This is a genomic window from Bordetella trematum, from assembly GCF_900078335.1.
Lineage (GTDB): Bacteria > Pseudomonadota > Gammaproteobacteria > Burkholderiales > Burkholderiaceae_B > Bordetella > Bordetella trematum.
In genome coordinates this window covers 98,924-124,120 of the sequence record NZ_FKBR01000009.1, presented here as the reverse complement: position 1 = coordinate 124,120, position 25,197 = coordinate 98,924, and the positions used below count along the sequence as shown (strand labels likewise).

The window sequence follows — 25,197 nt, the reverse complement described above, 5'->3', positions numbered from 1 at the left end:
TGGCAGCTCGTCGGGCTCATAACCCGAAGGTCGTAGGTTCAAATCCTGCCCCCGCAACCAGATACTTGGCGAATCAGCCCGGCCACAAGCCGGGCCTTTTTGCGTCTGCGGCTCAAGAAACGATTTCGCAAAGGCGGCCGCAACCGCGCCGCGCAGGCACGCCGCGCGCAAACCCGCCAGGCACAGAGAGGCGACAGCCCGCCGCGGCAACGACCCACTTGCCGCTGCCCGACCCACGCATGCCAAGGCCCATGCCTGCACCAATGCTTTCCCTTTGTTTGTCGTTTCGCGCCCCGCCGCAGCGAAGCCTGCTTACCTGAGGATCGCACCGGCAAAACCGCCTCGCGACCCTCCACGCACTTGCGGCGCGATCTGCGCCCCGGAAACCATGCGTCGCAACACGGCGCACCACCGCCTGCCTCAGCCTGCGCCTCCGCCTTCAAAGCGCCCTGCCGCCCCGCCGAGATACTGGAAGTCTGGATATCGGCGCCGCCGCGCGACGCCCTTGCACGATGCCCGGCAACAACCTGCCGCAACAAACCATGCCGTTCTGACCGCTCCGCAGGCAAGAGGACAAACCACTCTCGCCTGTCGCCTGATCGGCGCCGAAGCCTTGCTGGCCGCAACCCGCGATGCGCAATGCCTGCGCCGCAAATCCCGGCCGGTACCGATCAGGACTCACCCCGATCGCATGAAGAGATTATAACGGGTCACACCCGGACGGACCACCCACCCGGCCACCGGCGCGCACCAGTCACGATAAGGCCAGGGCACGCGCGGCCGCCACGCGCAAGGCATCCACCCCCATGCCCCACACAATCAACACCAGGCACGACGCCCGCTCGCCTGGCGGCCAGGCATCCAGCGTTTGCAAAGGATAGAGCTGCCGGTGCACCCCATGCACCACACAGGGGAGGGACTCCCCCTCGAATGCCACCACTCCCTTCACACGCAACAAGGCCTCACCCAGACTGGCCTGCAGCTCGTGCATGCCAGACAAAAAACGCCCGCGGCGCAGCGTTGCCGGCAAGGCCAATGCCAATTGCACGACGCCCGCATGCGCCAGACCTGCGGCACCCGGCGCCGAAGGCGCGTAGGCGGACAGCCAACGCCCCAAGGGCGCCGAAGCCTCGCGCTGCTTTCTCAAGGTCTCGCCAGTCAGGGCGGCAGGCAACGGCACTCCCTCGGCCAACACATGCACAGGCACGCCCGGCTGGAGCGCCTCGACCTGCCGACAGACCTGCTCCCGCTGCTGTGCGGACACGAGATCCGCCTTGCTGACCAGCACCAGATCCGCCAGCGCGATCTGCTGCGCCGCAGCCTGCGCCACACCACCCCCGGCCCGCAGCTGAACCGGAAGATGCTGCGCATCGGCCAGCGCAACGGCGCCCTGATAGACATAGCGCTCGGCAAGAAACGCATCATGACGCAAAGTGAACAGCACCGGCGCCGGACTGGCGATGCCGGTGGTCTCGATGATGACGCGCCGAAACGGCCGGATCCGCCGCTGCAGCGCCAACAGAAACATCTCCCGCAAGGTGTCGACCAGACTCCCGGCCACCGAACAGCAGATACACCCGCCCGCCACCAATACGACCCGGCCATCAACATGCCGGATCAAGGCGTGGTCGACGCCGACCTCGCCCAGCTCATTGACGATCACCAGCGTATCGGCCGGTGTCGACAGACGCATCGCGCCCGAGGCCCGCAGCCAGCGATTGAGCAAGGTGGTCTTGCCACTGCCCAGAAAGCCGGTCAGGACCGTTACGCCGATACGTCGATCAGCCAGGACATCGGTTTTCGTCACATCAACCACCCTCGCCCTCTCCGAGCCCGGCGAGCGTGCGCACGGAAAAGGAAAAGAATAGCGAAAAACCCGGGAAAGAATGCAAAAAGGCCATCCACGAATGGATGGCCTTCGAATTGGGTTTGGCTCCCCGAGCTGGGCTCGAACCAGCGACCTGCGGATTAACAGTCCGTCGCTCTACCGACTGAGCTATCGGGGATCTGCCAAGAAACGAGATTATGAAGGGTTTTTTAGAAAGGCGCAAGCCCCTTTAAAAATTATTCAGCATCTCGTCTTTCACTCCAAGCAGGCCCGCTTATGCATCGCGGCACCGCCGGAAATGAAAATGCAGCCAGCGCTTGCACGCAGGCTGCACTTGAAACTGGTGCCGGCAAGAGGAGTCGAACCCCCGACCTTCGCATTACGAATGCGCTGCTCTACCAACTGAGCTATGCCGGCAATTTCTTTTGCGGCCCGCCAATCTGACTACCGGCGGGCTTTTTTCACTCAGGCCCAAAGAATTGGGTATCAATGAATGAAGACCGCGATAATAGCAGAAAAAAATCGGATCATGCAAGTTCGATCACATCATTTTGCCGCCGGCGCCTCGAAGTCCGGTTGATTCTCGGGACGAGCCAGCTGAAAGGCCGGCAGCGCCTCGCAGGCCTGCTCGATACGCAGGATGGTCTCGAAAGCACTCAGGTCGCAAGCCAGGCGGCGGGCATTGTAGAGCTGCGGCACCAGGCAGGCATCGGCCATCGTCGGGGCGTCACCATGGCAGAAGCGGCCGGTCTGAGGCGAAGCCAGCAACGCCGCCTCGAACGCCGTGAGACCTTCCATGACCCAATGGCGATACCACTCGTCCTTGACCGCATCCTCGACCTTGACGGCGTGCTTGAGATATTTCAACACGCGCAGGTTGTTCAAGGGATGAATATCGCAGGCAATATCCAGCGACAACGCACGCACTCGCGCACGCCCGGCCGGCGTGGCCGGCAGCAGCGGCACCGCAGGATGGGTTTCATCGAGGTACTCGATGATGGCCAGCGACTGGCCGATCACCTGATCACCGTCGACCAGGGTGGGCACCAGCGCCGTCGGGTTCAGGGCGCGATACGCGGCCGAACGTTGCTGCCCGCCCTCTTTGAGCAGATGCACGGGCATGTACTCGTAAGACAGCCCCTTGAGATTGAGGGCAATGCGCACCCGATAGGCCGCCGAACTGCGAAAGTAGCTATACAACTGCATGATGTCTCCTGCCGGCTCCCCGGTTCTTGAAAGATATGGCGGGCGCCAGACCAGGCGCCCGAGGCTCAGTCCAGGTTTTCGATCTGCGCCGCCTTGCGCGACAATCCCTTGGGCAGCGGGAAAGCGACGTTTTCCTCCAGGCCGGGCATGGTTCGCACCGACACCGCCCCCAACTCGCGCACGCGGTCGATGACTTGCTGCACCAGCACTTCGGGGGCAGACGCCCCCGCAGTGATGCCGACCCGATGACGACCGACCAACCAGGCCGGCTCCACGCCGGCCGCGCTGTCGACCAGATAGGCCGCCACGCCGATACGCTCGGCGACCTCGCGCAGGCGATTGGAATTGGAACTGTTAGGGCTGCCCACCACCAGGACCAGATCGCATTGCGGCGCCAGCACCTTGACCGCGTCCTGACGGTTCTGGGTGGCATAGCAGATATCGCTTTTCTTGGGCTCGACGATATTGGGAAAACGCGCCTTGAGCGCGCGCGACACGGCTGCCGCGTCATCGACCGAAAGCGTGGTCTGAGTCACATAGGCCAGGTTGTCCGGATCGGCCACCTGCAGCGCCTGAACGTCCTCGACAGTCTCGACCAGATACATGCCGCCGCTGGCCTGACCCAGCGTGCCCTCCACCTCAGGGTGCCCCTTGTGGCCGATCATGACGATCTCCCGACCGGCCGCCCGCATCCGCGCAACCTCGACATGGACCTTGGTGACCAGCGGGCAGGTGGCGTCAAAAACGCGCAGCCCACGCGCCTCGGCTTCGGCGCGCACCGCCTTGGACACGCCATGCGCGGAAAACACTACGATCGCGCCGGCCGGCGCCTGCTCCAGTTCGTCGATGAACACCGCCCCTTTGGCGCGCAGGTCCTCGACGACGTAGCGGTTGTGCACGATCTCGTGGCGCACGTAGATGGGCGCGCCATGGATCTCCAGGGCGCGCTCGACGATCTCGATGGCCCGGTCCACCCCCGCACAGAAACCGCGCGGCTGGGCCAGCAGCACCTCGGCGTCACCGGCCGTGACCGGCGCAACAACCTGACTCATCACATCACCCCAAGAATATTGACATCCACCTGCAGGCGCGTGCCGGCCAGCGGATGGTTGAAATCGAACAGCGCCCACTCGTCGTTGATCTCTTTCAGGACGCCCGAATAGCGGCCGCCATTGGGCGCGGCGAACTCGACCAGATCACCAGGGCTGAACGTGGCGTCTTCGCCCGCGTGCTGGCGCAGCATCGCGCGCGTGACCCGTTGCAGCAATTCGGGGTTGCGCTCGCCATAGGCATCGGCAGGCTCCAGCGTGAAGCTGAATTGTTCGCCTTCGGCGCGCCCGAGCAGCGCCGCTTCCATGCCCGGCGCCCATTGCCCGCCCCCCAATTGGAGCGTGGCCGGGCGACCATCGAACGTATCGGTGAACACCGAGCCCTCGGCCGGACCCGAGGCCAGGACGACGCGATAGTGCAAAGTCAGGTAGGAGTCCGGTTGGATAGAAACAGTCATAGTGAGGAAAAGGGCCTGGCTAAACGGCCATCATGTCAGCAGTCGAGAATCGCCTATTTTAGAGCTTCACGCATGAACCTGCCCGATACCCTTGCGAGCCGCCTGCGCCCACGTGAACGGCTGTTGCGGTCCGGCCCGGGCGCGCTGCACGACACCGAACTGCTGGCGCTGGTATTGCGCACCGGGCAGCGCGGCTGCAACGCCCTCGAACTGGCCCGCCGGCTGCTGCAGCACCATGATGGCCTGCATGGCGTTTTTGCCGCACAAGCCCAGGAACTGTGCGCCCAACCCGGCCTGGGCCTGGCCAAGGCCTGCGCGCTGCTGGCCATCCCCGAACTGTCGCGCCGAACCATCGAGGAAACCCTGACCGGACGATCCACCCTGCAACATGCCGACGAGGTCCGGCGCTATTGCCGCACCGCGCTCAGCCACCAGCCGGTCGAGCATTGCATCGCTCTTTTTCTGGACCAGCAGCTGCGCCTGCTGGCCTGCGTCACGCTCTCACAGGGCACGCTGGCGCGGGCCTCGGTGTTTCCGCGCGAAGTCGTGCGCGAGGCCTTGCGGCTGCATGCAGCCGCCCTCATCCTGGCTCACAATCACCCCTCGGGCAACGCGCAGCCCAGCGCAGCCGATTGCGCCTTCACGCGCCAGCTGGGCCAGGCGTTGGCGCTGGTAGACATCAGGCTGGTCGACCATCTGATCATTGCCCGCGAACAGGCTTTCTCGATGGCGGAAGCCGGGCTGCTGTGAAACCGCCCCCCCCCTAGGCTGACGCGGCACAGTTCGCTAGACTAGCCGCCCTGACCATTGCTGCAGACCTCAATGAAGCGTCTCTGGGACATCTCACCGCCGATTTCGGATCAGTCGCCCGTATTCCCGGGCGACACGCCGTATCGTCAGCACTGGAAATGGCAGCTCACGCCCGAGTGCCCCGTCAATGTCAGTGAAATCGCCATGTCACCGCATGTCGGCGCCCATGCCGACGCGCCCTTGCACTATGCCAACGGCGCGGCCGCCATCGGCAGCGTCGCGCTGGAGCCCTTCCTGGGGCCTTGCCGGGTCATCCACGCCATCGGCTGCGGGCCGCTGATCCTGCCGGAGCATCTGGCCCACGCCATCGACGACCTGCCCGAGCGCATCCTGGTGCGTACCGCCCAGCATGCCGCCGTACACTGGTGGACCGACGATTTCTCCGCCTACGCCCCGCAGACCATCGAATGGCTGGCCGATCTGGGCGTGCGCCTGATCGGCATCGATACGCCCAGCATCGATCCTGCCAGCAGCAAAACCCTGGACAGCCACCACGTCATCCTGCGCCGCGATCTGCGCGTACTGGAGAATCTGGTGCTCGACGCCGTGGAACCGGGCGACTACGAATTGATCGCCCTGCCCCTGGCCCTGGTCCAGGCCGATGCCAGCCCGGTGCGCGCCGTCCTGCGCGAACTCGGCTAGGCCATCAGGCTGTTGCGCTGTCTCTCTTGCCTGACGGCCGGGACGCGCTGCGCGCACCGGCCGCAAATTGAACCTGAGGTTGCGCCATGAGCAAACCCGAAGATATCGTCCACCAGGAAAACGCCCAGCTCGATTTCCGCAAGGACATGACTTACGGCGACTATCTGCAGCTGGATGCGCTGCTGAGCGCCCAGCATCCGCTATCGCCCGAACACAACGAGATGCTGTTCATCATCCAGCACCAGACCAGCGAACTCTGGATGAAACTGATGCTGCATGAATTGCGGGCCGCCATCGACCATGTCCGCCACGACCGCCTGCCGCCGGCCTTCAAGATGCTGGCGCGGGTCAGCAAGATCATGGAACAACTGGTCCATGCCTGGGATGTACTTGCCACCATGACCCCGCCGGAATACTCGGCGCTGCGGCCCTACCTGGCACGCTCCAGCGGCTTCCAGAGCTATCAGTATCGCGAGATCGAATTTGCCCTGGGCAACAAGAACGCCGCCATGCTGCGTCCGCATGCCCATCGCGCCGACCTGCTGGCCGCCGTGCAGCAGGCCTATGAAGCGCCCTCGCTCTACGACGAAGCCTTGCGCCTGATGGCACGCCAGGGCCTGCCCATTCCTGCCGATCGCCTGGAGCGCGACTGGACCCTGCCCTACCAGGCCAGTCCCGAGGTCGAGGCGGCGTGGCTCACCGTGTACCGGAATTCCGACCGCTACTGGGATCTGTATCAGCTGGGTGAAAAACTGACCGATCTCGAAGACGCGTTCCGTTTGTGGCGTTTTCGCCACGTCACGACCGTCGAGCGGGTCATCGGCTTCAAGAAAGGCACCGGCGGAACATCGGGCGTGGGTTACCTGCGCAAGATGCTGGATGTCGTGCTGTTCCCGGAAATCTGGACACTGCGCACCGATCTTTGAACAACGCCAGGCTTGCCCGGCCCCCCCGGGCCCATGCTAGAATTCGGGGTTACTTTTTGGATACGTGGCAAGCTTGCGCGCATGCTTCGGGTCTTCGGGCTGATCCTGGCTGTATCCGGCCGGGCGTCATCCAGGGCCAGGCCCCCAGGGGCCGCGCAAAGTTGTTGGCGACCCGCTCACCAGGGAAATCATCATGAAAGAAGGCATTCACCCCGAGTACCGCGAAGTGGTCTTCATGGACCAGCAGACGGGCAACAAGTTCATCACCCGTTCGACCGTCCACACCCGCGAGAACATCGAAATCGATGGCAAGTCGTACCCGCTCTTCAAGTGCGACGTGACCTCGGAATCGCATCCGTTCTACACCGGCGCCCAGACCCGTATCGTCGAAACCGGCCGCGTGGAAAAATTCCGTGCCCGTTTCGCCCGCACGACCGGCGCCATCAAGGCTTCCTGATTCCGGCTCAGCCCCATCGATCCGGCGTCTCCCCCGGGAGGCAAGGAAAAAGCAGCCTGCGGGCTGCTTTTTTTTCCTCACGGCTTCGGACAACGCCATCCCGCCGCTGTCGGCAACCGGCCTTCGCGCCAGGCCTGATGCGTTCTGAAAGCGTCTGAAGATCAGGCGCCCAGGGACACTCGGGTCGGTTACATTAGCCTCGTGTCCCCGCTCACACGCTCCACTCCCGCCCGGCTGACCGTCTCAGCCACCGCCAAGCTGCCCCGACTGGTGCTGCTGGGCCTGTCGCTCGTCTACATCGTAGCGGGCCTGCTCATGCGCGACCCCTGGAAAACGGACGACGCCGTCGGCGTCGCCACCATGGTGACCGCCTTGCGGGAGGGGGGGCTGACCTGGCTATTGCCCCAGGTAGGCCAATTGGCCCATGCGCAGGAAGGACCGATGATCACCTGGGTCGGCGCCATCAGCATCTGGCTGTTCGGCCCACTGCTGGGTGACATCACCGCTGCGCGGCTGCCCAACCTGCTGTGGTTTGCCATGGCGGCCAGCAGCGTCTGGTACGGCACGTATCTGCTGGGCCGTCGCCAGGAAGCGCAGCCCCTGGCGCTGCCCTTCGGCGGCGAGCCTGAGCCGCGAGACTACGGCCGCATGCTGGCCGACGCTGCCCTGCTGCTGCTGGTGGCGACGGTCGGCATCCTGCAGCGCTTGCACGAAACCTCGGTCGTGCCCGCCATCCTGGCCTGGCAGGCCCTCACCTTCTATGCCCTGGCGCGCACCCTGGACCGGCCTTTTACCGGCGCCACCACGCTGGCGATCGCCCTGGCCGGCAGCTTCCTCACGCGCGGCTGGGTCGGCGCAGCCCCCATCATGCTGGCCGCATTGCTGGCGTTCGTGCCGCACAGCGCCCTGTGGGCGCGCGCGCGATGGCTGCCCTGGGTAGCGCTGCTGACGGCAGCCCTCATCCTGGCATGGTGGATTCCGGCCACGCAAGGCAGCGAGTATTGGGTCCGTAACTGGAAGATCTGGAATCTGACCTCTTTCTCGCTGCCGCAGCTCGGGCTGTCGGTGCGCACGCTGCGCGACCTGCCCTGGTATCTCTGGCCGACCTGGCCGCTGGCGCTGCTGGCGCTGTGGCGCTGGCGCAGCTGGCTGTTTGCGCCGCATATCTGGCTGCCGCTGATGCTGCTGCTGACGTCATTGCTGATGCTGTTCTTCCTCGAAAGCCCCAATGACGCCGAGTACACCTTGCTGGCCGCGCCCTGCGCGGTGCTGGGTGCGTTTTCGTTGCCGACCTTGCGCCGGGGCGTCGTCAATACGCTGGACTGGTTCGCCGTCATGTGTTTCTCGCTGACGGTGGCGACAGCCTGGCTGGGGTGGATTGCCCTGCACTTTGGCTGGCCGGCGCAGATCGCACGCAACATCGGTCGCCAGACCCGCGGCTTTGAGCCGGAAATCTCCTGGGTCGCCTTTGTGCTGGCGCTCGTCGTGACCGTCGCCTGGGCCCTGCTGGTGGTGTGGCGCCTGCGCGTCAAGCCTGCGGCGCTGTGGCGCGGGACGGTGCTGTCGGCCTGCGGCCTGACGGCAACCTGGCTGCTGCTGGTGCTGCTGTGGCTGCCGGCGGTCGACTATGCACGCAGCTATCGCAGCGTGTCCGGCGAACTCGCAGCCGCCATCGAGGCCAACCGCCGGCCCGGCGAATGCCTGCGGGGCCTGAGCCTGGGCAGCGGCCAGCGCGCGTCCTTCCTGATTTTCGACAATCTGACCTTCAGCTACGACTCGCGCTGCACGCTGGTTCTGCAACAGACCACCCACAGCAGTCTGCGCGATGGCACCGCCGCGTATACCGAGGGCGCCACGGAACTGTGGCGAGGCGGCCGTCGGGCCGATCGCCACGAAGTGTATCGTCTGCTGCGCATCACACCCCTGCAATGAGTTCCGACGCGGCGAGCCCTTCTGCCCAACCGGCCTTCGGCGCGGCGATGCTTCGCATCGTGCGCCAGGCCTGGCCCGTCATGATCAGCCAGTGGGCCGGCATCGCCTTCGGGGTGCTGGATACGGCCATGACCGGACACGCCAGCCCGCGCGACCTGGCCGCCATGGCGCTGTCAGCCTCGGTCTTCATCACCGTCTTCGTCGGCCTGATGGGCGTCATCCACGCCCTTATCCCGATCGCCGCACAGCAGTTCGGCGCGGGCCGTCCACGCGAGGTCGGCCGGGTGTGGGGCCAGGGCGTCTGGCTGGCGCTGGCCCTGTCCGTGGTCGGCGCCCTGCTGATGTGCTTTCCCGACATGTGGCTGGCCTTCTCCGGCGACGTCGATCCGGCCGTACGCGAGCGCGTGACCTGGTACCTGCGCGCTCTGATCCTGGCCTTGCCCAGCGCCCTGGTATTCCGAAGCATCTACGCCCTGGGCACCGCCGTCTCGCGGCCCAAGGTAGTGATGAGCATCAACCTGACCGCCGTGGGCTTCAAGGCCTTGTTCAACTGGGTGCTGATCTACGGCAAATTCGGCCTGCCGGCGCTGGGCGCGGTAGGCGCCGGGCTGTCGACGGCACTGGTGTCCTGGCTCAGTCTGGCCGCCGGCTGGTGGCTGATCCGCCACGACCGTTATTTCCGCCAGTTCGACCTGCGCATCGGCCGCCCCGACTTCACCATCCTGCGCGATCTGCTGCGGCTGGGCCTGCCGATGGGCGCGTCCTATCTGGTGGAAGTCTCGGCCTTCACGTTCATGGCGCTGCTGGTCGCGCGCGAAGGCACGCTGGTGTCAGGCGGACATCAGATCATGTCCAATCTGGCGGCGCTGTGCTACATGATGCCCATGGCGCTGGGCGTGGCGAGCGCAGCCATCACCGCCCAGGCGATCGGCGCGGGCGACTATGCGCTCGCGCGGCGCGTGGGCTCGGCCGGACTGGCTCTGGGATTTCTCGGCGCGCTGCTGACGTCCGCGATTCTGCTGATAGGCCGGCCCACCATTCTCGCAGCCTACACCGACGACGCAGAGGTGGCCGCCGTGGCAGGCTCACTGCTGGCCATGATCCCGCTCTTTCACCTGTGCGACTCGATGCAGTGCATCAACTCCTACCTGCTGCGGGCCTATAAGGTTGCCGTGGTGCCCTTGATCCTGCAGGTGGTGGCGTTGGCCGGCGTCGGCCTGGCCGGCGGATGGTGGCTGGGGTTCGGTCCGGGACGCGGCGGGCTGGACTGGCTGCGTGAATGGCTGCTGCCCAACTCCCCCCAGGGGGCGGGCACGATGTGGCTGATGGCGATGCTCGGGCTGGGCCTGTCGGCCACCCTGTTGCACGTCTGGTACCGCCGCCTGGTGCAGCGCCTGTAGCGTACGACCGGCGGCGGGCTGCCGCGATGCGGACGGCTCAGCCCCGCTTGCGCGGGGCGGCGGACTGGACGCGGCGTACCTCGACCGAGTTGCGCGGGTCCTCGGCGGTGGCCGCCACACGGGGCGCGCTCACGCGGGCGCCCGGGTCGCTGACCGTGTTGCTGGCGGCCTGAGCCGGCGCGCCCACCAGACCCAGGCAGAGAGCCGAGGTCGACAGAAAAGCGGCGATGCGTGCGGGGGTCGTCATGGCGATACTCCTTGTTCCGGAACTGCTTTCCGATGCCGCTGCCTGGCAGAAGGCCATCGAGCGGGTATCAGCTTGGAGTGCCGCAAGCCGGCCAGGTTTCACCGTGACGACAAGTTTTTCCGTCGGTAAAACCTGGACACGATTCTTCAGGCCTCAAGCATCAGCAGCAACAGGGCGATGGCCGCAGCCGCAATCACCATGATCGGCGCCATGGCCTCCCCCTTGATGGCGCGGTGCTTCAACGCAACTTGTCCAGCGCCTGCTCCAGGCGATCGACCGCCCAGATTTCAAGCCCCTCGATCGGTTGACGCGGAGCGTTGGCGCGCGGGATCAGGGCAATCGAGAACCCCAGCTTGGCCGCCTCGCGCAGACGCTCCTGGCCGCGCGGAGCCGGCCGGATTTCGCCAGCCAGACCGATCTCGCCAAAGGCGATCAACCCCTTGGGCAAGGGTCGGTCGCGCAAGGAGGACATGATGGCCAGCAACACCGGCAGATCCGCAGCCGGTTCGGTGATACGGACCCCGCCCACGGCGTTGACGAAGACATCCTGGTCGTAGGTGGTGACGCCGGCATGACGGTTCATGACCGCCAGCAGCATCGCCAGCCGGTTGCTTTCCAGGCCCACCGTCAGGCGGCGCGGATTGGGCGCATGAGAGGTATCGACCAGGGCCTGGATCTCGACCAGCAGCGGGCGCGAGCCCTCCTGGGTAGCCATGACGCAGGAGCCGGCCACCTGCTCCTGGTGCTGCGACAGAAACAACGCCGAGGGGTTGGCCACCCCGCGCAACCCGCGGTCGGTCATGGCGAACACGCCCAGTTCGTTGACCGCGCCAAAGCGGTTCTTGAAAGCGCGCACCAGGCGGAAAGAAGAATGCGTGTCGCCTTCGAAATACAGCACGGTATCGACGATATGCTCAAGCACGCGCGGGCCGGCCAGCGCGCCATCCTTGGTGACATGCCCGATCATGACGATGGCGATGCCGGTCTGCTTGGCCAGGCGGGTCAGTTGCGCAGCGCATTCGCGCACTTGCGACACAGAGCCCGGCGCGGCGGTGAGTTCGCCGCTGTACAAGGTCTGGATGGAGTCGATGACGGCCACGGCCGGCTTCTGCTCGGACACCGCAGCCTGGATGGCCTCAAGACGAATCTCGGCCAGCAGATTGACCGCCCCCGTCTGCAGTTCCAGGCGCCGGGCGCGCAGTGCAACCTGCTCGGCAGACTCTTCTCCAGTGACATACAGCACCGGCACCTGAGTCGACAGCGACACCAGCGCCTGCAACAGCAGGGTGGACTTGCCGATACCGGGATCGCCGCCGATCAGCACGACGGCGCCCGCCACCAGCCCACCGCCCAGCACGCGATCGAATTCGTCCAGCCCGGTGGGCTGGCGCGGCACTTCGCGCGCCTCGATGTCGGCCAGGCTGCGTACCGGGCTGGACGAGGCCAGCGGCGCAAAGCGATGAGCCGCCGCCTGCGCGGCAGCCGGCGCCTGCACGGTTTCCTCAAGGGTATTCCAGGCCTCGCAGTGGGGGCATTTCCCCAGCCACTTGGCGCTGGTGCCGCCGCATTCGGCACAGACATAGACGGTTCGCGATTTAGCCATGCCGTCAGTTTACCGGCACGTCGCATCGGCCCGCAGGCGTAACCCATTGAAAATCCGTTCGCCCGGCACTGTTGCTGCGGCAAGGGCAAGGCTATGCTGTCACAAGGAAGCCACGTTCTTCTGCCGGCCGGGAGTAAGCCGCATGTGTCCGCACCATCTGCCCCTTGACGACGATTCCGAAGATCTGCGCGTGCATTATCGCGGCAGCCCGCCCGATGACGCGCTGCCGCGCCGCCGTCACGGCACCTGGCATCCCGGCTGGGGGATCGCCGCCACTGTCGGCGTGGCCTTCGGCCTGCTGCTGCTGACCGACTACAGTGAACTGGCCTCGGCGCCATCCTTTGACGAGGACTCGCCCGAGGCCGTGATCGGCCCGCCCCCCGAGGAATTGCTCACGCCGCCCGAGATCGGCAGCTATCTGGCGGCGCCTCCTCCGGCATTGCCGGGCTCCCTGCAGATTGGCGAACCTGCCGGCCCGGACGCCACCTCGCGCATCGAGCACGTGCGCCAGTTGCTGCTCGATGGCCACCAGGAAGCGGCGCAAGGCCAACTGGCTGCGCTGCAACGCGATGAGCCTGAGCTCGAACTGCCCCCCGATCTGCTGCCTCTGCGCGCCGCGCCCGCGCCCTGAGGCGTCGGAAAGCAAAGCACTCATGGGCGGCCGGCCAGACGCAGCGCAGCCACGCTCCAGATCAGGCCCACGCCCAGCACGGCAAGCGCCAGCGCCCCCAGCAAAGGCAGGGCGGCTGCCAGCCGCGGCGGCGGCATGCCGCCGAACACGGGCACAGCGCTCGCCTCCACCTGCGCCAGGCCGCGATAGCTCATGATGCGCGGCACGAAGAAGCCACGCCAGGCCGCCTCATGTTCGTCAACGGCCCACATAAATCCGGCATACCGCGCCGGGCCGATCCCCGCCAGCTGGTCCGCGGCCAACCACAGCGCAAGCGGCGGCGCCGCCCAGGCCCACTCCTTCAAACGACGAGTCTGGGCGACACGTTGCTCAATGAAAGCATGCGCCGCAGCGCGCAAGCGGGCATCCTGCTGCTCAAAGCGCGGCAGGAAACTCACAGGCCAGGCCGGTGCCTGAGGCCGTACCGGCTGCCAGGCCGGGTGACGGGCATACCAGGCGGACAGCAACGCCGGCATGGCCTCCTCGGCCTGCTGTTGCGCCTGACGTAACTCCACCACGAAACCCAGCCGGGAAGGGATCGGATGCTGATGGGCCGCCCAGGCCTGCGCTGCCGCAGGCAAGCCGAAAGTCAGGCCCAGCCAGGCAGCAAGCGCCACCATCACCGAGGCGCCCGATGCCAGCCGCAGCAAGCCCAGCAGGTGAACCAGGATGCTCCAGAACAGGGCGTAACAGAGCAGGCATGCCCCCCAGAGCAGCGCCGTCGCCCAGCCCTGAACGCCGGCATCGCGCAGCAGCGCCACCGCGCAGATCAGCAGCGCCGGCAACCCCAGGGCGAGCGCCTGGATCAGCATTCCGGCCGTCAGCACCAGCCAGGGGCTGGCTGACTGGCAGCAAACCAGCCTCCAGAGCCCTTGCTCACGATGCTCTGCCAGACTGGCCGCGGCCAGTCCGATGGCGGCCAGGGGCATGAGCAGGCTGATCAACAGGCCCAGGTCCAGGCTGCCGAGGGAACCCAGCAAGGGGTTGTCCAGGACGCCGCTGCGCCGCCCATCGCCATGGCGACTCTCGACCGAGACCGCGATGGCCGTCGGTTGATAGTGAAAGGGCGACACGCTCAGGACCAGACCCGGCGCTGGCGACAACTGCGCCAGGCCGGCCTGCGAGCGTCCCAATGTGAAAGCCTGCATTGCGGCCGCGGGCAAGGTGGCCGCCAGCGGCGGGGCCAGCCCCTGGGCCAGGGCCTGCGCGCGCACCCCTTCGCGCCGCATCTGCTCGCTGCGCAACTGGTCGGCCTGCAGCAAGGCCCACAAGGCACCCAGCAGCAGCAGGCCGACATAGATGCCCAGCACCAGAAGGTTCAAGGGCTGACCCAAAAAACGGCGGCATTCAGCCATGCACAGAGTCCGCATGATCACACCCGCCTTGCCGCCCAGGTCAGGCACCCGATCATCAGCGCTGCCCAGATCGCCAGCAAGGTCATCTCGGGCCGGGCCTGCCGCAACACCTGGGCAGGCGGCGGACCAGCAGCCTCGAACACCGGCATGGACTGCCAGAGGGTGTTGGCTCCATAGGCCTGCTCGTACGACACCAGGCCCTGGGTATGGTCACGATCCCATTCATCGATGCGGCGATTGAAGCTGCGGCGATAGTCTTCGGCCATCGCTTCGAAATGCTGCTGTGACGACAGCGACGTCGCGCTCAACGCGCTGGACAACAATTGCATGGTCAATACCGGGCTGAAGCCCGCGAATCCCCGCAACACTTGTTGCTGCTGTTCATATCGTCGCCACAGCTCGTCGAAATGATGCGCATGGACCCGATCGGCATAGGCATCACGCATCAGGCGGCGTGCCGCGTTGACGCCCAGAGGCACGTCCTCCAGGCGCTGCACGCCATAACGACGCAGCAATGCGGCCTCGAAGCCCGCCACTTGCGTTGCCAGATCGGGATCTCCAGGAAGTCCCTGGCGGTAGTCGCGCGCAATCGCGGCCCAGAACTGGTCGGCCGCCGGCAATGGCACCAGCCGCTGGGCCGCTGCTGCGGCCAGGCGCGGCACGGCGAAGACCCAGGCCGCCCACAAGGCGATCAGCAGGCACAGCGCCGCCCTGCTGCCGCGGCAGCAGGCCCCCAGCGCCAGCCCCAAGCCGGCTATCACCACGTAGTAGAGCAAATAGGCCGCCTCCAGCCAAAGGGTCTGGATCAGCAAGGACAGGCCGCCTGCCGCGTAGGCCGCCACCGCCGCTCCCCCCAGCAGCGGCAAGAGCAGCGCTGCCAGACCGAGCGCCACCGCGATCAGCTTGGAGACCAGCCATGCCAGACGACTCACGCCCTGACTTTGCAGCAGACGCAAGGTGCCCTGCTCGCGCTCGCGCGTCACCTGGTTGAATGCCAACGCCAGTATCAGCAAAGGCAGCAGGGCATTGAGGAGAAACGCCGGCGAGACGTTGGCCAGCCGCTGCACCGGACCATTGTCAGCGGCCGGTTCATGGCGCGCCAGATTGCGCCGATGGGGCTCCAGCCAGATCGCCTGGCCGACATACGGGACGATACCGGGATCAAATGCGGCCAGTGGCTCCCGGGGCCGAAACACGTACATGCCGAAATGCGCTCCCCGATGCGGATGCTTGATTCCTTGCCGATCCCATTGAGCGCGGACATCTTCGCCGATGGCCTGCCGCTCCTGTTCCTGCTTTTGCTGCTGTTGTGCCGCTGCGAACAGGGCCAACGCCAGCAGCAATGCCAGGCCCAGACCCAGTACCCACAGCCGCGGCTCTCGCCGCAACGCCAGCAGCTCCTTGCCCACCAGCAGACGCATCATGAGGCCACCTGCGCATAGTTCAGATAAAGTTCGCGCAGCTGCGCCACATCCAGGGCGCGCGCCTCGAACTCTTGCAACAGCCGACCGCCACGCATGATGCCAATGCGATCGGCGACCTGCAAAGCGTTTGCCAGATCGTGGGTCACCATCAGCGTGGCCATGCCTTGCCCGGCGGCACGCCGGAGTTCGAGCGCAAACTCATGGATGGCCGCCGGATCCAGGCCCGAGGTCGGCTCATCCAGCAGCATGGCAGCGGACTGCTTGGCATAGGCGATGGCCAGGCCGACCTTCTGGCGCATGCCCTTGGAGTAGGCATGCATCCGCTGCCCGTGCGCAGCCTCGGCCAGCCCGGCCTGAGTCAGGCGCGCATGGGCCTGGCAGCGCGTCAGCCGCCGGCCCGCCAGGGCGCTGAAGTAGCGCAGATTCTCGAGGCCGCTCAGATAGGGATAGAGCGCCACGTTCTCAGGCAGATAGGCCAGCCGTCTGCGCGCCGACCCGGGCAGCGCTTGACCGGCCACCCAAAGCTGGCCGGCCGTCACCGGCACGAAGCCGAGAAAAGCGCTCAGGGTTGTCGTCTTGCCTGCCCCATTGCCACCCAGCAAGGCATACACCTCGCCGGCCGGCACACTCAGGGACAAGCCATCCAATGCGCGTTTGCCGCCGTAGTCGACCACCAACCCGCAGGCACGCAAGGCCGCTTGTTCCATGGCATTTTCCCCGTCAGAAGTACCGCCGCAGGTTCAGCCCCACCAGATGCCGTGGCTGGGGCGCGATCCAGAGTCCGGCGGCGGTCGCGTAGGCAGCCTCGCTGGCGTAGCGGTGGGGCTGCGATACCCAGTACGCCGAGACCTGGTAATCCCGGTAATCGTAGGTGGCGCGCAGGTCGTAGCGGGTGTAGCTCGGCATGGTCTGCCCGCGCAGCGGCGTGCCGCTGTAATAGGGAATCCGGCGCGTCAGAAAGGCGTCGGCATGGAGTGTGAGATGCCCCGGCCCGAGCGCCGTCCGATACGCCACGCCGGCCTTCAGGGTGTCCCGGGGCACCGACAGGCGTGCGCCGCTGCCGGGCAACGGGTTCTTGATCTCGGCCTCGAGGATGCGGCCGTAGCTGGCGTAGATGTCGAAGGCCGGGCTGACACGGTAGCGGGTTTCCAGTTCGAACCCTTTGCGCGTGGTCTCGCCGACAGAGGAGTAGGTATCCGGCGCTGTCAGCACGATCTCGTCTTCATTCTGGACGTAGTACGCGGCGCCTGAGAGGGTCCAGTCAGGCACGGGGCGGACGGTGAAGCCCACATCGTAAGAGCGTACCTTGGACGGCTGGATGGATGTATTGGCGATACCGCCCGGCGCCCCCAGCGGCCCCAGGCCGCCCCCCGGGCTGATCTGTTGTGCCGCCGGAGAACGAAAGCCCTCGGCCACGTTGGCAAACAGATCCAGTTCGCGCAAAGGACTCCAGGCCAGGCCGAATTTCGGCGTGACCACCGAGCCGTGGTATCTGGCCGAGGCGGCAGGCAGCTTGCGGTTGTCGATGTCGTAGTGAAAGGCGTCATAGCGCACGCCTGCCAGCAGCTTGAGGGAGTCTGCCGGCCTGTACTGACCCTGTGCGAACAGCCCATAGGTCACCAGGTCCATGTTCAGGTTGACCAGGTAGTTATCGGTGGGCACATCGTTCATGTAGCGGCGCCGGTAGCCGTCGCCCTTGTCGCGCCGCAGATCCGCCCCGACGAACAGGGCGCCGCGCTCGCCGAGCGCGATATTGTGCGCCAGCCGGCCGCCCATGAAGTAACGGTCATCGACGCCGACATTGTGCTGATTCACCGCGGCCGTGGCTGCTCGCCGGCGCTTCATATCCTGCAGATAGAAGGTGGCATACCAGCCCTCTTCCGCATTGAGGGGGCTGCGGTTGAACACCAGCCCGGTCTGTGTGTTGCGGCCATAGGCTGGCGTGTCGTATTGCACATCGCTCGGATCGACGGCGCCCGCCTGCAGATCCGAGTACAACAGGAAGCCGGCTGCATGGTAGCGGGCGTGATAGTGATTGACGCTCAGGCTGTAGCGCCCGCCCTCGTAGGGCAGCCATATCTTCCATAAGAAGTTCTGCCGCTCGTTGTCGGCACGCTTGCGATTGCTGTCGGTACGGTAGACATCCGCAACGAACAAGGACTGCAGCGCGTCGTGCCCGCCGGCATAGACCAACGAGGCGCGTCGCCCGCCGTAGCTTTCCACCGTCACGCTTGCATTGGAAACGGCGTCTTCCCAGGGAGTGTGGATCTGTACCGCGCCTGCACGGTGTTGATCGCCATAGAGCGCCGATATCGGCCCCTTGACCACGCTGATGCCGCCGATCATGTCGGGCGTCAACCACTCCAGAAAGGCCGGGCCATGGCCGGCGCCGGCCTCGCTGGACGGCAGGTTCTGGGGCACGCCATCGACATACACCGCGGTATCAGCCCCGTGCGTTCCCTGCGTGGCAAAGCCGCGCATCTTGAAGCCATTGCCGGTATCGCCCTGGTCGATGCTATTGGCCACGACACCCGGCACACGGCGGAATACGTTGGAAATATCACGCCCCACATTGGTGGATTGCACCTCGGCTGCCGTGATGAAGCTCCTCGCGGCCGGCAGGCCCGCGCTCTCCAGTGTCACCGCCGTGCGAGCGCCGGGCGCCTCCTCCTCTGGCCGGCTGGTCACGGATATCGGCGCCAAGGTATCGATGACATCACCGGCATGCTGGGCGGCCGCCGGGGCGGCAGCGGCCAGAGTGACCGCGAATGCGCGGGCACGACGCGCGTAGGAGCAAAAAGACAGAGACATGGGGAAAGGACGAGAGGGAGACCAGGCCGCCTGGAGCGTGGCGCCTGTCGGAACACCAACAAGGAATGTTATATCGTTACTTTTATTATGTTATATCATTTCGTTTTATGGCAAAACAAGATGCGCAGCACAACTACCCGGGGGTGTCCTGACTTGCGCGCAGAAAAAAACGCGGCAGAGCGGATCGGACAGGCAAAAAAAAAGCCGCGACAGGCGGCGGCGGACTAGGAACGGGCGGGCATCATGCCGGCCCGTCGCTACGGGTCGGGGGGATCAGCGCGCCAGCGTGGCGCCCCCATCGATGCCCAGCACCTGCCCGGTGATGAAGCCGGCGTCATCCGAGAGCAGAAAGGCGATCGCGGCGGCCACCTCGGCGGGCGTGCCGACGCGCTTCATGGGGATGGAGGCCAGCGTGCGCTTTTCGGCATCGCCGCCCGCCGGATTGACCTGGCGGAACATCTCGGTCTCGATCGGACCGGGCGCCACGGCATTGACCGTCACACCGTACTCGGCCAGTTCGAGCGCCCAGCTGCGGGTGCAGCCGACCAGCGCGCTCTTGGCTGCGGCATAGGCGCTGCGCTCGGGCGCGCCGAAGATGGCGCGGCTGGCGATGTTGACGATACGCCCGGCACGACGGACTTTCATGGATTCGACGAAAGCCTGAGTCACCTGCACGGCGACCCGCACGTTCAGATCGAGCACGCTGTAGAGCGTGGCCAGATCGATTTCGCCCAACGGCTGCGGTGCCACCACCCCGACGTTGTTGACCACCGCGTCGACCGGGAATTTCTCGCGGATTTCGCGCAGCACTTCCTCGGTGCGCCCGGCGTCAGCCAGGTCGCAAGCATAGAGATAGCCCGGGAAGTCCAGATCGGTGGTGTTGCGCGCGATGCCCACCACGTGGCAGCCGGCATCGGCCAGCCGCTGGGTCAGGGCCCAGCCTATCCCTTTGGTCGCGCCAGTCACCAATACGCATTTGTCCTTCATGGATGCAACCTCATCTCGTCTGTCTGAACCGCGCCATGTTGCGGCGGCGCGGCGATCTGGTGGCGGGGCTCCGCAGGAATCGGGCCCCGATCCGGGTTAATCGGCGTCCCTGACCGGCACGCGCATGGCCAATGCCGTGAGCAATTCGTAACCGATGGTGCCACCGGCCGCAGCCACTTCATCGACGCTGGGCCCGCCCTCTCCCCACAGCACGACGGCGCTGCCGACCCCGGCCGAGGGCACGGGTTCGAGATCGACCACCAGCATGTCCATCGACACCCGGCCCAGCAGGCGCGTGGGCACGCCGCTTACCGTCACCGGCGTGCCGGTGCCGCAGTGGCGCGGATAGCCATCAGCATAACCGCAGGCCACCACGCCGATGCGCATCGGTTTGGAAGCGGTGAAGGTGGCGCCGTAGCCCACCGTTTGCCCCGCCTTCAGGTCCTGCACGCCGATGATCTCCGAGCGCAGCGTCATGGCGGCACGCAGGCCCAGCGCATCGGCGCTTTCATCATCGAAAGGCGAGGCGCCGTACAGGCAGATGCCGGGACGCACCCATTGCACCTGACCTTCGGGCTGGCCCAGCGCCAGCCGGGCATGACGCAGGGTGGCCGCCGAATTGCAGACGCTCACCGGCCCGGGCAGACCTTCGGTGCAAGCCTGAAACAGCGTCCATTGCCAGTCCGGGCCCAGCCCGCTGTCGGCAGTGGCGAAGTGGGTCATCTTGCCGACTGTGCCCAACACGCCGCGCGCCTGCAGGGCCAGGGCGCTCTCGAAGGCGGCGCCGTAGGCCTCGGGCGAAAAACCCAGGCGGTTCATGCCGCTGTTGAGCTTGACCATCGCATTGATGCGATGCGCCGGACGGGCCTGCTCCAGCATGTCGAGCTGCTCCTGGCTGTGCAGGGACGTGCTCAGACGATAGCGATCCAGGATGTCCAGATCCTGCGGCTGGAAAAAGCCCTCCAGCAGCAGGATGGGCCCGCCCCAGCCCGCCTCGCGGCAGCGCACGGCCTCTTCGAGATCGAGCATGGCCAGGCCCTGGGCCTGACCGAAGGCGCGCACGGCGCGCTCGATGCCGTGACCATAGGCATTGGCCTTGATGACGGCCCAGATCGACGGGGACTCGCAGGCGGCCGCCTGGGCGGCGCGATCCAGGCGCTCACGCACCACGGAAAGGTTATGACGCAAAGCCGATTGGGAAATCTGGGCGTAAATTGGACGGGGCATGGTAGCTTTCTTCCTGAGGCGGATAGTCTAACTGATCCCGCTGTCCGGGCCTGTTCTGGCAAGCCCTACAATTGGCCGGCCCCCGCATTCTGCGACGCGGGCATGCGGCATGATGCTATGGCTGTTGATCACTACGAAAATTTCCCTGTCGCTTCCCTGTTGCTGCCCCGGCCGATACGCCAGGCAGTGCGCGATATCTATCGTTATGCCCGCGCGGCCGATGACATTGCCGATGAAGGCAACGCCGCGGCCGAGGCGCGCCTGGCCGATCTGGCGCGCTTTCGCACCGAACTGCACCGGATCGGCGCCGAAACCGCCCCCATCGGCCCGGTGGATGGCGAGCTCGCGCCCATCTTCGTGCCGCTGGCCGCCACGGTACGCCGCCACCAGTTGCCGATCACACCCTTCTTCGATCTGCTGTCGGCCTTTGAACAGGATGTCCGCACCCATCGCTACGCCGACTTCGATGCCTTGCGCGACTATTGTGCGCGCTCGGCCGATCCGGTCGGACGGCTGATGCTGCACCTGTATGGCGCGGCCACGCCCGCCAACTTTACCGAGGCCGACGCCATCTGCACCGGCCTTCAACTCACCAATTTCTGGCAGGACGTGCGCCAGGATTGGCACAAGGGCCGTGTCTACCTGCCCCAGGAAGACCTGCAACACTTCGGCGTCAGCGAAGACGATCTCGCCGCCTGCCGGCTCACGCCGGCCTGGCGAGCATTGATGGATTTCCAGATCACACGCGCACGGGCACTGTTACACTCAGGCGCTGCGCTGCCGCGCCGCCTGCCAGGCCGCATCGGATTCGAGCTGAAGCTGGTCATCCAGGGGGGGCTGCGCATACTGCAACGCATCGAGCAGGCCAACTACGATGTTTTCATGAACCGCCCGCAACTGGGCGCCCGTGACTGGGCGTTCATGGCGTGGCGCGCGCTGACCTGATATGAGCCCTGACGAATACTGCCAGGACAAAGCCGCCAAAAGCGGCTCCAGTTTCTATTACGCATTTCTCTTCCTGCCGGTGGAGCGCCGTCGCGCCATCACGGCGCTGTACGCATTTTGCCGCGAGGTCGACGACGTGGTCGACGACTGCACCGATCCGCAAGTCGCGCGCGTCAAGCTCGGCTGGTGGCGCAAGCAGGTCGATGCAATGCTCTCCGGCACCCCCGAGCATCCCGTCACGCGGGCCCTGCAACCGCACCTGCACGCCTACGGCATCACCCGCGAGCGCCTGATGGCCGTCATCGACGGCATGGAAATGGATCTCGACCAGACCCGCTACCTGGATTGGCCGGGCCTGCGCAAATACTGCTGGCATGTGGCCGGCGTGGTGGGAGAGATGTCGGCCGGCATCTTCGGCTATGCCGACGAGCGCACGCTGGACTATGCCGGCAAGCTCGGGCTGGCCTTCCAGCTCACCAATATCATCCGCGACGTGGGCGATGACGCCCGCCGTGGCCGCATCTATCTGCCGGTCAACGATCTGCAGAAGTTCGAGGTCAAGGCCAGCGACATCCTGAACGGCGTGCATTCCGAACGTTTCTCGGCGCTGATGTCCTTCCAGGCTGCGCGGGCCCGCGAGCTGTACCGCGAAGCCATGCAGGCGCTGCCCGCGGTCGACATCCGCGCCCAGCGCCCGGGGCTGATGATGGCGGCCATCTACCATGCGCTGCTCGACGAAATCGAGCGCGATGACTGGCAGGTACTGGAGCAGCGCACGTCGCTGACGCCCTTGCGCAAACTGTGGCTGGCCTGGAAGACCTGGGTCGGCGGCGGACGCGGCGTGGTGCGCCGCCTGAGCCAATGAAGGTCGCGGTCATCGGAGCCGGCTGGGCCGGCCTGGCTGCGGCGGCCGCGCTGCGCGAGGCCGACGCCAAGGTCACGGTTTTCGAGGCCGGGCGCACGCCGGGCGGACGGGCGCGCAGGGTGGTGCATCCCGCCTTCGGCGCCGATCTGGACAATGGTCAGCACATCCTGCTGGGAGCCTATACCGAAACCCTGGCGCTGATGCGCCGCCTGGGCCGCAACCCGGATGCGCTGCTCATGCGCCGACCGCTGCGCCTGGCCAGCCTGGACCGCCAGTTCCTGCTGTCCGCGCCGCCCCTGCCCGCACCGCTGCACGGCGCGGCCGCCCTGTTATTCGCGCGCGGTCTGAGCCTGCGCGACAAGCTCGCTGCCCTGCGCCTGATCCGGGCCCTGCGCCAATGCCAATGGCAGCCGCCCCGCGACTGGACGGTCGCCAGCCTGATGCAGTATCACGTCCAGCCCGAGCCCTTGCAGCGCCAGGTCTGGACGCCGCTGTGCGTGGCGGCACTGAACACGCCGCCCGACCAGGCCAGCGCCGCGCTGTTTGCCGCCGTGCTGCGCGATACGCTCAACGGAAACCGCCGCCACAGCGATGTGCTGCTGCCCTGCGTGGATCTCTCGGCACTATGGCCCGATGTGGTCGCCCTGCAGGTGAAGATGCGTTATGGCGACACCGTACGCATGCTGAGTCCTTCGGACTCGGGCGTCGATGTCAACGATGAGCGTTTCGACGCGGCCGTGCTGGCCGTGCCGCCCGCCATCGCCGCGCGCCTGCTGGCCAATGCCTTGCGCAATACCCCGTCGGTCGGCCTGTTGCGCGCCTTGCAGGCCTTCGACTATCAACCTATCGCCACCCTCAACCTGCGTCTGGCTGCGGCATGGTCCTTGCCCGAGCCCATGATGATGCTGCGCGAGGACCCCGATCGCGGGCATGCCGGGCAATGGCTGTTCGACCGCGCACGCCTGACCGGAAAATCGCCCCAGGGAGAGTTGGCCGTGGTCTGCAGCACTGCCAAGCGGCTGGCCAACCTGCCCCGCCAGGAAGCCATCGACGCCCTGCTGACCCAGGTGAGCGAGCAAGCCGCGCGCGCCGGCCTGCCGCCATTGCCGCCGGTCGAGGTTGCTGAGCTTTTCATCGAGAAACGCGCTACGTTCGCAGCCGTTCCCGGGCTGGCCCGGCCTCTGAACCAGACGCCCTGGCCCAGCCTGGCGCTGGCCGGCGACTGGACCGATACCGGCTATCCCGGCGTACTGGAAGGCGCGGTGCGCAGCGGCCTGAACGCCGCCCGGGTGCTGCTGACCCGCCGCAAGGATTGAAGGCCGGCTAACGCATCAGCAAATGGGCCGACAGCAGGCCAAGGGCGGTCAGGCACAGTGATCCCGCCAGGCTGGCCAGGGCATAGGCGCCCGCCGCCCCATACTGACCGCGCTCCAGGTACTGGACTACCTCGGCCGAAAACGTCGAGAAGGTCGTCAGGCCGCCCAGAAATCCCGTGATCAGGCCCAGACGCACCCAGGCCGGCCACTCCGGATGCGCGGCCACCAACCCCAGCACCAGACCGATCAGATAGCCGCCGGCCAGATTGACGGCGAACGTCCCCCAGGGCCAGGCGGCAGTGTTCAGGCGCAGGCCCATCAACCAGCGCAGCCAGGCCCCGAAGGTCGCACCGATGCCGACGGCCAGAAAGTTAAGCGGTATCAACGTCTGCACAATGCGCCCGGCCCTGTGGCTCAGCCTTTGGCGGCGTGGATTTTCATGCGCACGGCCAGCACCAGCAGCAGCACGCCGAAAAACACCGAGTACAGCCCGATGGCCCAGATCAGGGCCAGCGCGCCCTCGCCCGGCTGCGCCAGCAGCATGATGCCGAACAGCAGCGAAATCACGCCTGACAGGCCGTGCAGCCACTCATTCTGCATCTCTTTGCGGAACCGGATCGCCGCGACGATCTGGAAGGCGCCGCCCACGATGGCCCAGAAGGCAATGATGTAGAGCAGCACCAGCGCGGTGACTCCGGGCCAGAAAAACGCCACCAGACCGGCGGCCACACCCGCCACGCCGGCCAGAATCAGCGGCCACAGCGGTTTGTTCTGGTCGCGGATGCGCCAGCCGGCGATCAGCGCAAAGATGCCATCGACCAGGGCATAGGCCCCCCATACCAGCACCAGTGCAGCCAGGGTGATACCCGGCATGGACATGGCCAGGAGGCCGAACAGCACCGCGACGACACCGCGCAACGCCACCCAACCCCATTGCTTTCCGATGTTCTGCAAAACGTCTTGACCGATCATGCCCATCTCCTGTGCATAGCGTCCTGGGGGAATACCCGGGTTTATCTTATCCCTGCCCCGTCCCCCT

The 25,197-nt window shown here is 66.1% G+C and carries 24 protein-coding genes and 2 tRNA genes; 10 read left to right on the top strand and 16 right to left on the bottom strand.

Annotated elements, in window-relative coordinates:
- Positions 1-754: 754 nt before the first annotated feature.
- The 6 genes from A7V84_RS03310 to A7V84_RS03285 form a co-directional block, all read right to left on the bottom strand.
- Positions 755-1,807, bottom strand: a complete 1,053-nt coding sequence (locus tag A7V84_RS03310; protein WP_231940099.1) for a CobW family GTP-binding protein — start codon at positions 1,805-1,807, stop codon at positions 755-757.
- A gap of 123 nt (positions 1,808-1,930) precedes the next feature.
- A tRNA-Asn gene (locus tag A7V84_RS03305) sits at positions 1,931-2,006 on the bottom strand.
- A 163-nt stretch (positions 2,007-2,169) separates the two neighbouring features.
- Positions 2,170-2,245 (bottom strand) — tRNA-Thr (locus A7V84_RS03300).
- Positions 2,246-2,374: 129 nt separating this feature from the next.
- The gene (maiA, locus tag A7V84_RS03295) at positions 2,375-3,034 is read right to left on the bottom strand and encodes a maleylacetoacetate isomerase (protein WP_025512641.1); all 660 of its coding nucleotides are present in this window, start codon (positions 3,032-3,034) and stop codon (positions 2,375-2,377) included.
- Positions 3,035-3,099: 65 nt separating this feature from the next.
- Positions 3,100-4,086, bottom strand: coding sequence for a 4-hydroxy-3-methylbut-2-enyl diphosphate reductase (ispH, locus tag A7V84_RS03290; RefSeq protein ID WP_033534473.1), 987 nt, complete (start codon positions 4,084-4,086; stop codon positions 3,100-3,102).
- Positions 4,086-4,541 (bottom strand): FKBP-type peptidyl-prolyl cis-trans isomerase, encoded by a 456-nt coding sequence (locus tag A7V84_RS03285; protein ID WP_025512643.1) that lies wholly within the window; start codon positions 4,539-4,541, stop codon positions 4,086-4,088. Before A7V84_RS03285 ends, ispH begins: the two co-directional genes overlap by 1 nt.
- Before the next feature lie 72 nt (positions 4,542-4,613).
- On the opposite strand from A7V84_RS03285, the gene radC reads away from it, so the two are divergent.
- The 6 genes from radC (at position 4,614) to A7V84_RS03255 (ending at position 10,708) form a co-directional block, all read left to right on the top strand.
- A complete protein-coding gene (gene radC, locus A7V84_RS03280) occupies positions 4,614-5,291 on the top strand; it encodes a RadC family protein (RefSeq protein ID WP_033534474.1) in 678 nt (225 codons plus the stop codon).
- Between the two features lie 72 nt (positions 5,292-5,363).
- Entirely contained in the window at positions 5,364-5,993 is a 630-nt protein-coding gene (kynB, locus tag A7V84_RS03275) for an arylformamidase (RefSeq protein WP_033534475.1), read from the top strand.
- 86 nt (positions 5,994-6,079) lie between these two features.
- Complete coding sequence (kynA, locus tag A7V84_RS03270; protein ID WP_063492489.1) at positions 6,080-6,919, top strand: tryptophan 2,3-dioxygenase; 840 nt, start codon at positions 6,080-6,082, stop codon at positions 6,917-6,919.
- A gap of 193 nt (positions 6,920-7,112) precedes the next feature.
- A complete protein-coding gene (locus A7V84_RS03265) occupies positions 7,113-7,376 on the top strand; it encodes a type B 50S ribosomal protein L31 (protein WP_025512647.1) in 264 nt (87 codons plus the stop codon).
- 201 nt (positions 7,377-7,577) lie between these two features.
- Positions 7,578-9,308 carry an ArnT family glycosyltransferase gene (locus A7V84_RS03260; protein WP_063492490.1) on the top strand — a complete coding sequence of 577 codons (1,731 nt, stop codon included), beginning with the start codon at positions 7,578-7,580 and terminating at the stop codon, positions 9,306-9,308.
- Positions 9,305-10,708, top strand: a complete 1,404-nt coding sequence (locus tag A7V84_RS03255) for an MATE family efflux transporter (protein WP_025512649.1) — start codon at positions 9,305-9,307, stop codon at positions 10,706-10,708. The genes A7V84_RS03260 and A7V84_RS03255 overlap by 4 nt, the downstream gene beginning before the upstream one ends.
- A gap of 37 nt (positions 10,709-10,745) precedes the next feature.
- Here A7V84_RS03255 and A7V84_RS03250 read toward each other — a convergent pair whose 3' ends face one another.
- Positions 10,746-10,955 (bottom strand): hypothetical protein, encoded by a 210-nt coding sequence (locus A7V84_RS03250; protein ID WP_033534476.1) that lies wholly within the window; start codon positions 10,953-10,955, stop codon positions 10,746-10,748.
- Positions 10,956-11,193: 238 nt separating this feature from the next.
- Complete coding sequence (radA, locus tag A7V84_RS03245; protein ID WP_025512651.1) at positions 11,194-12,558, bottom strand: DNA repair protein RadA; 1,365 nt, start codon at positions 12,556-12,558, stop codon at positions 11,194-11,196.
- Between the two features lie 142 nt (positions 12,559-12,700).
- Here radA and A7V84_RS03240 point away from each other — a divergent pair, with 142 nt between their 5' ends.
- The gene (locus A7V84_RS03240) at positions 12,701-13,189 is read left to right on the top strand and encodes a hypothetical protein (RefSeq protein WP_025512652.1); all 489 of its coding nucleotides are present in this window, start codon (positions 12,701-12,703) and stop codon (positions 13,187-13,189) included.
- Between the two features lie 20 nt (positions 13,190-13,209).
- Here the strand turns inward: A7V84_RS03240 and A7V84_RS03235 are convergent, their stop codons facing one another.
- The 6 genes from A7V84_RS03235 to alr all read right to left on the bottom strand — a co-directional run bounded on the left by A7V84_RS03235 (position 13,210) and on the right by alr (position 21,032).
- Positions 13,210-14,550, bottom strand: coding sequence for a DUF3526 domain-containing protein (locus tag A7V84_RS03235; protein ID WP_157988191.1), 1,341 nt, complete (start codon positions 14,548-14,550; stop codon positions 13,210-13,212).
- 50 nt (positions 14,551-14,600) lie between these two features.
- Positions 14,601-16,007: an ABC transporter permease subunit gene (locus tag A7V84_RS03230; protein ID WP_063492492.1), complete on the bottom strand. Its 1,407-nt coding sequence runs from the start codon at positions 16,005-16,007 to the stop codon at positions 14,601-14,603.
- The gene (locus tag A7V84_RS03225) at positions 16,004-16,714 is read right to left on the bottom strand and encodes an ABC transporter ATP-binding protein (protein WP_033534478.1); all 711 of its coding nucleotides are present in this window, start codon (positions 16,712-16,714) and stop codon (positions 16,004-16,006) included. The genes A7V84_RS03230 and A7V84_RS03225 overlap by 4 nt, the downstream gene beginning before the upstream one ends.
- Positions 16,715-16,727: 13 nt before the next feature.
- Positions 16,728-18,818: a TonB-dependent receptor gene (locus A7V84_RS03220; protein WP_025512656.1), complete on the bottom strand. Its 2,091-nt coding sequence runs from the start codon at positions 18,816-18,818 to the stop codon at positions 16,728-16,730.
- 273 nt (positions 18,819-19,091) lie between these two features.
- Positions 19,092-19,805, bottom strand: a complete 714-nt coding sequence (locus A7V84_RS03215; protein ID WP_025512657.1) for an SDR family oxidoreductase — start codon at positions 19,803-19,805, stop codon at positions 19,092-19,094.
- 96 nt (positions 19,806-19,901) lie between these two features.
- The gene (gene alr, locus A7V84_RS03210; RefSeq protein ID WP_025512658.1) at positions 19,902-21,032 is read right to left on the bottom strand and encodes an alanine racemase; all 1,131 of its coding nucleotides are present in this window, start codon (positions 21,030-21,032) and stop codon (positions 19,902-19,904) included.
- A 117-nt stretch (positions 21,033-21,149) separates the two neighbouring features.
- Here alr and hpnC point away from each other — a divergent pair, with 117 nt between their 5' ends.
- The 3 genes from hpnC to hpnE are packed head-to-tail and all read left to right on the top strand — an operon-like array spanning position 21,150 to position 24,158.
- A complete protein-coding gene (gene hpnC / locus A7V84_RS03205; RefSeq protein ID WP_025512659.1) occupies positions 21,150-21,977 on the top strand; it encodes a squalene synthase HpnC in 828 nt (275 codons plus the stop codon).
- 1 nt (position 21,978) lies between these two features.
- Positions 21,979-22,842, top strand: coding sequence for a presqualene diphosphate synthase HpnD (hpnD, locus tag A7V84_RS03200; RefSeq protein WP_025512660.1), 864 nt, complete (start codon positions 21,979-21,981; stop codon positions 22,840-22,842).
- Positions 22,839-24,158 (top strand): hydroxysqualene dehydroxylase HpnE, encoded by a 1,320-nt coding sequence (gene hpnE, locus A7V84_RS03195; RefSeq protein ID WP_063492493.1) that lies wholly within the window; start codon positions 22,839-22,841, stop codon positions 24,156-24,158. The genes hpnD and hpnE overlap by 4 nt, the downstream gene beginning before the upstream one ends.
- A gap of 7 nt (positions 24,159-24,165) precedes the next feature.
- Here the strand turns inward: hpnE and crcB are convergent, their stop codons facing one another.
- Both crcB and A7V84_RS03185 read right to left on the bottom strand, forming a co-directional pair.
- Positions 24,166-24,552: a fluoride efflux transporter CrcB gene (gene crcB / locus A7V84_RS03190; protein ID WP_025512662.1), complete on the bottom strand. Its 387-nt coding sequence runs from the start codon at positions 24,550-24,552 to the stop codon at positions 24,166-24,168.
- A gap of 20 nt (positions 24,553-24,572) precedes the next feature.
- A complete protein-coding gene (locus A7V84_RS03185) occupies positions 24,573-25,130 on the bottom strand; it encodes an HdeD family acid-resistance protein (protein WP_025512663.1) in 558 nt (185 codons plus the stop codon).
- Between the last annotated feature and the right edge of the window lie 67 nt (positions 25,131-25,197).

What these genes read in the sequence shown, in the direction of transcription:
- A7V84_RS03285 (WP_025512643.1), bottom strand. Translation starts at nt 4,541, where the DNA reads ATGACTGTTTCTATCCAACCGGACTCCTACCTGACTTTGCACTATCGC.
- kynA (WP_063492489.1), top strand. Translation starts at nt 6,080, where the DNA reads ATGAGCAAACCCGAAGATATCGTCCACCAGGAAAACGCCCAGCTCGAT.
- hpnE (WP_063492493.1), top strand. Translation starts at nt 22,839, where the DNA reads ATGAAGGTCGCGGTCATCGGAGCCGGCTGGGCCGGCCTGGCTGCGGCG.
- A7V84_RS03265 (WP_025512647.1), top strand. Translation starts at nt 7,113, where the DNA reads ATGAAAGAAGGCATTCACCCCGAGTACCGCGAAGTGGTCTTCATGGAC.
- ispH (WP_033534473.1), bottom strand. Translation starts at nt 4,086, where the DNA reads ATGAGTCAGGTTGTTGCGCCGGTCACGGCCGGTGACGCCGAGGTGCTG.
- kynB (WP_033534475.1), top strand. Translation starts at nt 5,364, where the DNA reads ATGAAGCGTCTCTGGGACATCTCACCGCCGATTTCGGATCAGTCGCCC.
- maiA (WP_025512641.1), bottom strand. Translation starts at nt 3,034, where the DNA reads ATGCAGTTGTATAGCTACTTTCGCAGTTCGGCGGCCTATCGGGTGCGC.
- hpnD (WP_025512660.1), top strand. Translation starts at nt 21,979, where the DNA reads ATGAGCCCTGACGAATACTGCCAGGACAAAGCCGCCAAAAGCGGCTCC.
- radC (WP_033534474.1), top strand. Translation starts at nt 4,614, where the DNA reads ATGAACCTGCCCGATACCCTTGCGAGCCGCCTGCGCCCACGTGAACGG.
- A7V84_RS03225 (WP_033534478.1), bottom strand. Translation starts at nt 16,714, where the DNA reads ATGGAACAAGCGGCCTTGCGTGCCTGCGGGTTGGTGGTCGACTACGGC.
- radA (WP_025512651.1), bottom strand. Translation starts at nt 12,558, where the DNA reads ATGGCTAAATCGCGAACCGTCTATGTCTGTGCCGAATGCGGCGGCACC.
- A7V84_RS03230 (WP_063492492.1), bottom strand. Translation starts at nt 16,007, where the DNA reads ATGATGCGTCTGCTGGTGGGCAAGGAGCTGCTGGCGTTGCGGCGAGAG.
- A7V84_RS03255 (WP_025512649.1), top strand. Translation starts at nt 9,305, where the DNA reads ATGAGTTCCGACGCGGCGAGCCCTTCTGCCCAACCGGCCTTCGGCGCG.
- hpnC (WP_025512659.1), top strand. Translation starts at nt 21,150, where the DNA reads ATGGCTGTTGATCACTACGAAAATTTCCCTGTCGCTTCCCTGTTGCTG.
- alr (WP_025512658.1), bottom strand. Translation starts at nt 21,032, where the DNA reads ATGCCCCGTCCAATTTACGCCCAGATTTCCCAATCGGCTTTGCGTCAT.
- A7V84_RS03220 (WP_025512656.1), bottom strand. Translation starts at nt 18,818, where the DNA reads ATGTCTCTGTCTTTTTGCTCCTACGCGCGTCGTGCCCGCGCATTCGCG.
- A7V84_RS03240 (WP_025512652.1), top strand. Translation starts at nt 12,701, where the DNA reads ATGTGTCCGCACCATCTGCCCCTTGACGACGATTCCGAAGATCTGCGC.
- A7V84_RS03250 (WP_033534476.1), bottom strand. Translation starts at nt 10,955, where the DNA reads ATGACGACCCCCGCACGCATCGCCGCTTTTCTGTCGACCTCGGCTCTC.
- A7V84_RS03185 (WP_025512663.1), bottom strand. Translation starts at nt 25,130, where the DNA reads ATGATCGGTCAAGACGTTTTGCAGAACATCGGAAAGCAATGGGGTTGG.
- A7V84_RS03215 (WP_025512657.1), bottom strand. Translation starts at nt 19,805, where the DNA reads ATGAAGGACAAATGCGTATTGGTGACTGGCGCGACCAAAGGGATAGGC.